Annotated in this window: 5 protein-coding genes; 1 reads left to right on the forward strand and 4 read right to left on the reverse strand. The window is 65.0% G+C overall.

What is annotated here, in order from left to right; genetic code table 11:
* Positions 1-133 precede the first annotated feature (133 nt).
* The 3 genes from NP3_RS15130 to NP3_RS15140 form a co-directional block, all read right to left on the reverse strand.
* On the reverse strand, positions 134-1,339 hold the full coding sequence (locus NP3_RS15130; protein ID WP_063041803.1) for a hypothetical protein: 1,206 nt from the start codon (positions 1,337-1,339) through the stop codon (positions 134-136).
* A 100-nt stretch (positions 1,340-1,439) separates the two neighbouring features.
* Entirely contained in the window at positions 1,440-2,432 is a 993-nt protein-coding gene (locus NP3_RS15135; RefSeq protein WP_245720946.1) for a C40 family peptidase, read from the reverse strand.
* A gap of 165 nt (positions 2,433-2,597) precedes the next feature.
* Positions 2,598-4,322 carry a putative type IV secretion/conjugal transfer ATPase gene (locus NP3_RS15140; protein WP_063041805.1) on the reverse strand — a complete coding sequence of 575 codons (1,725 nt, stop codon included), beginning with the start codon at positions 4,320-4,322 and terminating at the stop codon, positions 2,598-2,600.
* Positions 4,323-4,491: 169 nt separating this feature from the next.
* Between NP3_RS15140 and NP3_RS15145 the strand changes: the two genes are divergently transcribed.
* Positions 4,492-4,842: a hypothetical protein gene (locus NP3_RS15145; protein WP_063041807.1), complete on the forward strand. Its 351-nt coding sequence runs from the start codon at positions 4,492-4,494 to the stop codon at positions 4,840-4,842.
* A 26-nt stretch (positions 4,843-4,868) separates the two neighbouring features.
* Here NP3_RS15145 and NP3_RS15150 read toward each other — a convergent pair whose 3' ends face one another.
* Positions 4,869-6,341: an SCO6880 family protein gene (locus NP3_RS15150; RefSeq protein WP_063041809.1), complete on the reverse strand. Its 1,473-nt coding sequence runs from the start codon at positions 6,339-6,341 to the stop codon at positions 4,869-4,871.
* Positions 6,342-6,485: the final 144 nt, after the last annotated feature.

The raw sequence follows: 6,485 nt of genomic DNA on the forward strand, positions 1-6,485 counted from the left end.
GATCCTTGGGCGGCCCTAGATTTCGTGTCCCGCCGCGCCGATCCAGGACTGAGCATGTGGTCGGTCATAGCGAGAACCCGAGATCTCGTGGTGCGCGCGCCTGGGAGTCGTTATCGGGCATCTCGCCTGGTTCCTACTCGAAATCTGTGCCGAGATCGATCGCCGCATCGGGCGGCACCGATCCGGGGCGGTCGCTGAGTTCTTCTCGCGGGCGGGCTACCTGATCGGACTGTGGGGTCTGCGGCTCGACCCGCAGGGCATCTCTGGCCTGTGCGGCCATTTCATGCGGCGGCGGTAGCAGTGGTTCGGTCACCACCGCGCGGCGGTAACAGAGACTATTCGCTATCCTGTTGGATCGGATCTCAAACCAAGGTTCGCACAGGTAGTTCCACGCCTCTTCGCTGATTCCAAGGGAGGCGATACCCTCTGCGGTCGCAGAAATCATTCGACGCCAGTTATCTGTCGTGCGGGCACGGATAGCGGTGAACTCGGCGTCAGTGATATCGATCAGATCCGCGATAGTCTCTACGTTCATTCGCAGTGCGGCCATGTTCCGCTCGTACTGTTGCGCGTCGGGACCCCGCTCGGCGATGGAACCTTCTGCCCGGTGCTGCTGGTCGCGGATGACGTCGACGGCGACCATATATCGGAGCATCCATGCGTCGGCGTCGGCTATTTCCAGCAGGCTTGCGCGAATCGATTCCCCAATATTCCGCGAGTTGCGAATATCAGTCCACTGCTGATCCAGAAATCCGACCGTACGGACCCCATCAATATCCTTCCAGGATATCCCGGCTCTATGCGCCCTTTCCTCGGCTTTACGCAGCACCGAATCATCCGCCTGAATATTCGCGGAACTCCATACCGAATTCGCCGCCGCCAGATCACCGACTTCACGCAGCCAAGAATTCTCGGTCACCGCGGCGAGTATTTCGTTCACCGTCTCGCGGACATCGGAGACCAGCGGCGGGATGTGGCCGGTCGCGTCTTCTTCCATGGTCACCGCGACCGGGCCATACCACCCGCTGGGGTGGTCATAGCCCAACCGTGCGAGCACTTGGTCGGCCAGCGGGTTCGGATGCAAGGCGCGCCTGGCGAAGTCCTCGGCGAACCAGGCCCGCACCCTCCCCATGCCCTGCGTGTCCAGGTCGGGCACATGCGCGCCGATAGCGCCCCGCAACCCCTGATCGCGCTCACGCGAGCCGTAGATGGCCGCGCCATCGGGCTGCAGCACCACGAAATCGGCAGGCCGGTCGATCGACGCACCTTCGCTACGCTGAAAATGCTGGTCTTCGAGACCCGCGGCGCTGTCGCCGGCGAGTGGTTGTGGGCTTGTCATCGCAGGACTCCCTTGATTTCCTTCGTTGTCAGGCGACGCGTATCGCGATCGCGATACGCTGCGCGGAATTGCTGCGCGGCACGGCCGCTGGTCTTCGTTGTCATCGATGGCGTTGTCCCGCTTCGTCGTTCGCCGAGACCTCGGCAGTGGTGGTGGTGGAGGTCGGGGTGTATCTGCGCACGTCCATGTGCTCGCCGGTCCATGCACTCAGTGGGGTGAGAGCGACGTTTTGCCCTCTCTGCGGGCTGTGCAAAAGCAGGTCTTGACCTTGTTCGTTGCGGCCCGCATAGATCCCGACATGATGGGAATCCGTGGCGCCGGGTTCGGTGAAGAACACCAGGTCTCCCGGTTCCCTCTTCTCGAACGGCACCGGCTGTGCAGATGGATGATCTTGCTGAGCTTGGGTGTAGTGCGGCAGCCGGATCTGCCCACCGGATGCCTGATAGATCGCGTACAAGGTCAACCCGGAGCAGTCGAACCCGCCGCCGGTCGGCCCGTCCTGGTTGCCGCCACCCCACACGTACGGTGTGCCGATCCATCGCCGCGCCGCTTCCACGACCGCTTGCCCGAAAGGCCCTCCAGCGCTCAGCGGTGCACCCGATCCGGTCGCACCGCATCCTGCCGGCGGTTGACCGGCTTGTGGTGCGGGCATCGAGGCCGGGTCAATATCGGCGAACATCGCATACAACTGCTTGGCGAGATCGAGTTGCCCGGCGTAGGCGGCGGGCGCGGATTGTTCGACGGCCTGAGCCAGCTGCGGTGGGCTCATCTGTTCGGCGCCAGCGGTTTTGGTGGCTTGGTCGTAGAACCAGTTGATCTGATAGGTCGGATCCATCAATCGGGCGATGCCGACCGACCCCCATACGCTGACCCGCATCTGGTGCGGTCCGACCGAGTCGTGGTCGTGGCCGACGCCGTCGTTGCTGTAGGACAGTGATTCCGGCACCGAGGAATTCGCCAGATTCCGGAACGTCGACTCGGTAGCCTGGGCAGCCAGCTCGGCCACGATCACCGAGTCGGGCATCTGCCGCTGTTTGCCGATCGCCACACCATTGCGGGCCAGCTTCAGCTTGGCTTCGTTCAGCCCAGCCACACTGGCCTTTCCCGATCCGCTCTCCCCACTCGCGGAGCTGGGTGCTACTGTCGCCGCACACGAGGTCGCCGGGTCGGCTCCGACGAAGATCAGCAACATCAAGATCAGCGCGATTGGCAACGAAACTGATACTGCTGCAAGGGTTTTCGGAGATTCCACCACCGTTCACCTGCCCGCCTCCTGGGTGGTTCCGATGTCCTGGAAGCGACGGTTGGTGTTGTGGATGTCGGATTCACGCTCGGTTCGCGTGAACGTCAGCCGGAACGCGATTCCGGGTTCGCCGGATTCTCCGGTTTTGAGCAGGAAGCACCCGGTGCCCGGTGGCGTTTCGCGGGTGTCGGTGTCCTCGTCGCTGGGTGGGCGTGGCGCGGCCCAAGAAGTCACCAGTAGTTTCTCGGTTTCGGTGATCCCGACCGCGGCACGGATGCGGTTGATCTCCTCCGGCCCGACGGGGCCGATGATTTTCGCGCGGGCTCGCTCGAAGAAGCCGAGCGCTTTGACCTGTGCGGCAACCGAATCGAAAGCGGAGAGGTCTTTGATGGTGTGGCTGCACATGATCAATCCCGCACCCAATGGCCTGTTGAGCCGGGTCAGGGCGTCGACGCGGTCGACCATGAACACACCGACTCCGAGAACGCGCCAGATTTCGTCCATCACGACTTCGTAAGTGCGTTTGCGGGCCAGTCCGGCATCAGCGAGGGCGTGTGCGGCGGCGACAGCCCCGAAACCCTGGGACCAGCACACCATCAGCACCGCCGAGAGGAGTTTGGTGTCACCTTCGGGGATACGGGAGACATCGACACAGATCGCGGGACTGTCCAGGTTCAGCGGTGTGCTGGTGTGGCCATCGAAGATCGCCCCGAACGGGCCTTCGACCAGCGCCCGCAGCGAGCGGCGCAGAGTTTTGGTGCTGGCCCGGTAGCTGCGGTCGTCGTCTTCTTCGGCGAACTGGCGCAACTGTTCCCCGCCACCGGAGATGACCGCCAGCAGATCCGACAACACCGGCGGCGCGGCCGGAGTGAATCCGCCTGCGGGACTGTAAAGTTCGCGAAGCCCCGCCGCGATGAGAGTTTCCTCGTAGTCCGCGACACGGCTGCCGCGCACGAGTTCGATCAGCCCCGCGACGATATTGACCTGTCCGGCTTCCACCCGGGCCGCGACCTGGCGGCGCTGGTCCGCATCGGGCAGCCGGTCGATGATCTCCCCGAGCGCGCCGACATCGAGGGGGTTGAGGTGCCCGTGCCCGTAGCCGATGTCGATGACCTGCCCACCCAGGTGTTCGACAAGGTCGCGGTAGTCCGGCTTGGTGTCGCCCATGCACAGCACGGTCTCCCCGGCCGCGACCGCGCCGGTCACCATCCTCCGGATCAAGCTGGACTTCCCGAAACCATTGAGCGCCAACACGAAAGCGATCGGCGCGGTGATATATCCCCTCAAGAACCACGACATCACATCGAAATGCACAGGAGCACCAGTGATGTAGTGGCTGCCGACCGGCGTGCCGACGATGGGGGCGCTGGCTCCGATCGCGAACGGCCACAACCCGGCGACCTGCACGGTGGTCGAACGCCACTCCGGCATCGAAGCGACCACCGCGGCACGCCCACCCCCAAGGCCGACGTAGCCGCGGTCGGTCAACCGGGCCAGCGACCGCTGAAAGCCACCGTCACGGTCGAGATCCTCGACACGGCGAGCCGCGTTGGACCGGCGGTGATCATCTGCCGACATCGCCAACCTGGCACGTCGTCCACGCCACCCGGGCAGCGCCGCATCCTCTTCGACCTGGACGCGTGCTGCCGGTGTCAGGACCCGGATTCCGGCGACGCTGACCGTCTTGCGCCGCCGATCGGACTGGTCAGCGGTGGTGTTGGTGGTGCGGTTGCCGCTCATGCCAGTTCCCCATCACTCAGGTTCGATTGGTGGTGGCCGGGGGCGGTGAGCCGCAGACCAGGGGCCTTAACCGTGATACGTGCTGTGATCGGCGTGATGTGGTTGTCTCGGCTTTTCTGAAGCGGTCTCATGTTTCTCGATCTCCTTCCACGTCGGGTGAAGGCGAGGTGTGAGAGTTGGGCGTAACGGCAGTCCGGGATCTGCGGTCGGTTCGGCTGGCGGCCTCGGCCGAGGAGTTGGAAAGGTTCGAGACCGCGCGTTCCTGCCGAACCTGCGCGGCCCGGCAGCGACCCTGGAACGACTGCGCATCGACCGCGAACTCGAGGAAGCCATCACCTGCGGCGCGGACCCGCTGCACCTGTCGGTGATGTTCGGGATCTCCGACACCAACGCGATCCGGTGGGCCACCAACGCCCGGCAACTGCCGACCGACCCTCACACCCCCAGCCCGCCAGCTTCCACACCAACCCGAGCACCCACCCACCCGAATACCGCCGGAGAGCACTCGGGTTCCCCCTGAAGACGCTTCAGTTTCCGTCAACCCGTTCAACTCGAGACCCGCTTGGAGATGGAGGTGTGCTCGGGCAGGATCAATCCGATCCCCAAGCTCGCCGCGAAGGTGGCGGCCTGCGAGCCATAGCAGCGGCGCACTCCGAGACGCGACGCGTCCGACATGCCTTGTACCGATGCTTCGATGCCGGGCAGGTCCGCCTCGAGATGGTCGCTGACCGTGATCAACACACCGAATCTGGTCAATCCCGCGCCACGCGCTTGTTCTTGGCGGGCGGCGTTGGTGTTGCCGACCCGCAAAGACGCCGATGCCGAAGCCATTCCGCGTTCGGTCTGTTCCGCCGCCAGCGCGTCACGGAAGTCGGAGTCGACGAGTTTGGTGGCCTCCGCGGCCGAGTGCAGCCGGTACACGATGGCGACACGTTTGCGTGGCACGTCCGCGCGGGGGCGCAGCAACTCCTCCAACCCGGATTCCAGGACCGCACCGCGCGGGGCGGCATCCATTTCCCACGTGATCGAGCGGGCACCGTCATGCAGGTAGTGATCCCATCGATCTGCGTGTGCGATCGGGCCTGCGGTGTCCCACGACTGCGTAGTCGTGATCGTCGCCCCCGCGGACTCGACGTCACGCTGCGCCGCAAGGTCATAGCGGGTGCGGACCAGCCCGATCACTTCCCACGCGTGCAGCGGGGTCGCGGGCAAACCTGCCCGCGCCAGATGCGACAGGACTCCTTGCAGGCGTTGCCCGATCTCACGAGCCTGTTCGGCGTCATCGCGACGGATACGCCCTTTGCCGATCGCCCGGTAGGTCACCGCGATACGAGCCTCAATGCGCACACCGAACCCACCGATATCGGCAGCGGCTTCCCGCATCACCGCTTTCGCGAATTCCGGTGCGTCCGAACGCACTAGACGCGCGACCTCGCGGCGCTGCCGCAGCCGGGTCTCGACCACGTTCTCCAGCACTGCGGTCACCGCGACGACTTCCCCGCCACGGCTTTGGGCGGCCAAGAACTGCCCGTAGCCCTCCACCCACGCATCGATCTGGGACTGGTCGACCAGTTCCTTGCCACGCGGGATCACCCGCAGCACCACCGTGTAATGGTCGGTGCGGCGGATATGGATCATCGCGAACCGCTTCCCGCCCGCGGTCTCGTACTCCGAGAGCCGCGAATCAGCCAGCAGCCCAGGCAATCTCGCCGTCCCTGGGATCCGAGAGAACCGCCCGGCCCGATACATCAGCTCACCGCGGGCGCGTGCCATCGCGAACTGGGTGCGCAGCACGATCAGTTCCCACCCGGTGCGGCCGTTGCGGCTCACGACCAGCGGGATGAACACCAGCGCGCCACCACCGACCAGTGCACCGGCCGCCGTCAGCGAGCGGGTGAGCATGAACCCGACCATCACGATGATCACCAGTGCGAGGCCGAACATCGACGCACCCCAGGTGAGCCCGAAAAACCCTGCGGAACGTGGCTTTTCCCACCTGCCGTACATGCGTGTCGTCATCGGCGAACCTCCCCCGGCGCCGACGCGTCCAGATCGACACCACCGTCAGCGGCATCGGTCGCGGTGGCGTCGACCGCCGAAACACCCTGGCGCGCAACGCCAGCCCCGGCCTTGGCGGCCATGACGGCAGCACCCGCAACACCT

The sequence above is a fragment of the Nocardia pseudovaccinii NBRC 100343 genome, assembly GCF_001613225.1.
GTDB lineage: Bacteria > Actinomycetota > Actinomycetes > Mycobacteriales > Mycobacteriaceae > Nocardia > Nocardia pseudovaccinii.